The sequence below is a fragment of the Aeromicrobium sp. genome, from assembly GCF_014378035.1.
Taxonomy (GTDB): domain Bacteria; phylum Actinomycetota; class Actinomycetes; order Propionibacteriales; family Nocardioidaceae; genus Aeromicrobium.
Genome location: NZ_JACMOM010000003.1, coordinates 1 through 2857, shown reverse-complemented (window position 1 = coordinate 2857; position 2857 = coordinate 1). Strand labels below are relative to the sequence as shown.

Sequence of the window (2857 nt, the reverse complement as noted above, 5' to 3'; positions counted from 1 at the left end):
GCACGCCCACGCGCAGCTTGACCTGGGCGATGGACTTGCCGGCCTTGGTCACGACCGGCTTCTGCCCGGTGATGGCCGCCAGGTCGCGGACGGCGCCGTCGATCAGCTTGGAGTCGCGGGCGGCCTCGCCCACACCCATCTTGACGACGACCTTGACCACGCCGGGCACCTGCATCCGGTTGGAGAACCCGAACTGCTCGGTGAGCGCGGCGACGATCTCGTCGTGGTAACGCGCCTTCAGCCGCGGCCTCGGGCGCGGGGTGCGCGCCTCACTCGGCGCGTCGGCGTCAGTGGTGACGGTGTCGGTGGTGTCGGTCATCACAGGTCCTTCCCGGAGCGCTTGGCGAAGCGCACGCGGACGGTGCGGTCACGGCCGTCGCGCTCGACGGTCTCGAGGCGGTAGCCCACCCGGGTGCGCTTCTTGGACTCGGGGTCGACCAGCATGACGTTGCTGATGTGCAGCGCGGCCTCCTGGTTGATGATCCCGCCGGTGCGCGCCCCGCGGCCTGTGGTGCCGGCCTTGGTGTGCCGCTTGACCATCCGCATGCCCTCGACCAGCACCCGCTGGCGCTCGGTGTCGACCGAGATCACCTTGCCCTGCTTGCCGCGGTCGCCGCCGTTCTTCTGCGCGCGTCCGGTGATGACCTCGACGAGGTCACCCTTCTTGATCTTCATCTTCGGCATGTCAGAGCACCTCCGGTGCCAGGGAGACGATCTTCATGAACTTCTTGTCACGCAGCTCGCGGCCGACCGGGCCGAAGATGCGGGTACCCCGGGGATCGCCGTCCGGCCGCAGGATCACGGCCGCGTTCTCGTCGAAGCGGATGTACGAGCCGTCCGGGCGTCGGCGCTCCTTGGAGGTGCGCACGATGACCGCCTTGACGACGTCGCCCTTCTTGACGTTGCCGCCGGGGATGGCGTCCTTGACGGTGGCGACGATGACGTCACCGATGCCTGCGTAACGTCGACCCGAGCCACCGAGGACACGGATACACAGAATCTGCTTGGCACCGGTGTTGTCGGCGACCTTGAGTCGCGACTCCTGCTGGATCACTGCTGAGCTCCTGTCGTCGCGCCGGTTCTCGGCTGGCGAGCCTGGCGGAACACTTCTTCGGACTGTGGTGTGCGGGCGGTGCTGGTGCTCACTTGGCCTTGTCGAGGATCTCGACGACGCGCCAGCGCTTGGTGGCCGACAGCGGTCGGGTCTCCATGATCAGCACCAGGTCACCGGTGCCGGCCGCGTTGGCCTCGTCGTGCGCCTGCACCTTGCTGGTGCGACGCATGACCTTGCCGTACAGCGGGTGCTTGACGCGGTCCTCGACCTCGACCACGACGGTCTTGTCCATCTTGTCGCTGACGACGTAGCCGCGGCGGGTCTTGCGGGACGCGCGCTCGTCCGTCGCGACGGTGCTGTCGGTGCTGCTCATGCCGATGCCTCCGGTGCGGTGTCGATGCCGAGCTCTCGCTCGCGCAGGATCGTGTAGATGCGCGCGATGTCGCGACGGACGGCGCGCAGCCGGCCGTGGCTCTCGAGCTGGCCGGTGGCCGACTGGAAGCGCAGGTTGAACAGCTCTTCCTTGCCCTTGCGCAGCTCCTCGACCAGACGCTCGTCGTCGAAGGTGCGCAGCTCGCTGGCCACCAGGTCCGCGGATCCGACTGCCATCAGATGTCACCACCTTCGCGCCGCACGAAGCGGCACTTCATCGGGAGCTTGTGCATGGCCCGCAGCATCGCCTCTTTGGCGATGTCCTCGGGGACGCCGGCGAGCTCGAACATGACGCGGCCGGGCTTGATGTTCGCGATCCACCACTCGGGCGAGCCCTTGCCCGAACCCATCCGGGTCTCGGCCGGCTTCTTGGTGATCGGGCGGTCGGGGTAGATGTTGATCCACACCTTGCCGCCACGCTTGATGTGCCGGGTCATCGCGATACGAGCCGACTCGATCTGACGGTTGGTCAGGTAGGCCGGCTCGAGCGCCTGGATGCCGAACTCACCGAACGACACCACGGTGCCACCGGTGGCGGCACCAGAGCGACCCGGGTGGTGCTGCTTGCGGTGCTTGACGCGACGCGGGATCAGCATGACTCAGGCCTCCGATCCGGACGCGGCGACGGGAGCGGTCGCCCGGGGCGAGGTGGCTGCGGGCGCAGCCCCGGGCGCCGCGGCGGGAGCGTCGCTGCCGCCGTCGACCGGACGACGAGCGCCGCGCGCCGGACGCTCGGCCGTGCGCTCGGGCCGCGGGCTGCGCGGCGGGCGAGGCGCGGTGGCCTGCTGCTGCGCGAGCTCGCGGGCCGTGACGTCGCCCTTGTAGATCCACACCTTCACGCCGATGCGGCCGAACGTCGTCCGGGCCTCGTAGAAGCCGTAGTCGATGTTCGCGCGCAGCGTGTGCAGCGGCACCCGACCCTCGCGGTAGAACTCCGGGCGCGACATCTCGGCGCCACCGAGGCGTCCGGAGCACTGCACCCGGATGCCCTTGGCGCCGGCGCGCAGCGAGCTCTGCATGCCCTTGCGCATGGCACGACGGAAGGACACGCGAGCGGACAGCTGCTCGGCGACGCCCTGGGCGACGAGTTGCGCGTCCGACTCGGGGTTGCGAACCTCGAGGATGTTCAGCTGTACCTGTTTGCCGGTCAACTTCTCCAGCTGAGTGCGGATACGGTCGGCCTCGGCGCCGCGGCGGCCGATCACGATGCCCGGACGGGCGGTATGGATGACGACGCGAACCCGGTCACGGGTGCGCTCGATCTCGACCTTGGAGATGCCCGCGCGGTCCATGCCCTTGGCCATCAACTTACGGATGGCGACGTCCTCGGCGACATATTCGGCGTAGGCCTTATCGGCGTACCAGCGTGAG

At 68.8% G+C, this 2857-nt stretch carries 7 protein-coding genes; all 7 read right to left on the bottom strand.

The features are described 5' to 3' along the window. The coding region (gene rplE / locus H7290_RS00115; protein ID WP_290511979.1) for a 50S ribosomal protein L5 at positions 1-319 on the bottom strand (319 nt) is incomplete at its 3' end. Beyond that, a complete protein-coding gene (gene rplX / locus H7290_RS00110; protein ID WP_290511980.1) occupies positions 319-675 on the bottom strand; it encodes a 50S ribosomal protein L24 in 357 nt (118 codons plus the stop codon). The genes rplE and rplX, both read right to left, overlap by 1 nt. Before the next feature lie 10 nt (positions 676-685). Continuing rightward, positions 686-1054 carry a 50S ribosomal protein L14 gene (rplN, locus tag H7290_RS00105; RefSeq protein WP_290511978.1) on the bottom strand — a complete coding sequence of 123 codons (369 nt, stop codon included), beginning with the start codon at positions 1052-1054 and terminating at the stop codon, positions 686-688. 88 nt (positions 1055-1142) lie between these two features. Next, positions 1143-1427 (bottom strand): 30S ribosomal protein S17, encoded by a 285-nt coding sequence (rpsQ, locus tag H7290_RS00100; RefSeq protein ID WP_290511977.1) that lies wholly within the window; start codon positions 1425-1427, stop codon positions 1143-1145. Continuing rightward, complete coding sequence (gene rpmC, locus H7290_RS00095; protein ID WP_290511976.1) at positions 1424-1663, bottom strand: 50S ribosomal protein L29; 240 nt, start codon at positions 1661-1663, stop codon at positions 1424-1426. The genes rpsQ and rpmC overlap by 4 nt, the downstream gene beginning before the upstream one ends. After that, on the bottom strand, positions 1663-2082 hold the full coding sequence (rplP, locus tag H7290_RS00090; RefSeq protein ID WP_290511975.1) for a 50S ribosomal protein L16: 420 nt from the start codon (positions 2080-2082) through the stop codon (positions 1663-1665). The genes rpmC and rplP overlap by 1 nt, the downstream gene beginning before the upstream one ends. A gap of 3 nt (positions 2083-2085) precedes the next feature. Further along, positions 2086-2857, bottom strand: a 772-nt coding sequence (rpsC, locus tag H7290_RS00085; RefSeq protein ID WP_290511974.1) for a 30S ribosomal protein S3, incomplete at its 5' end; no start/stop codon positions are given.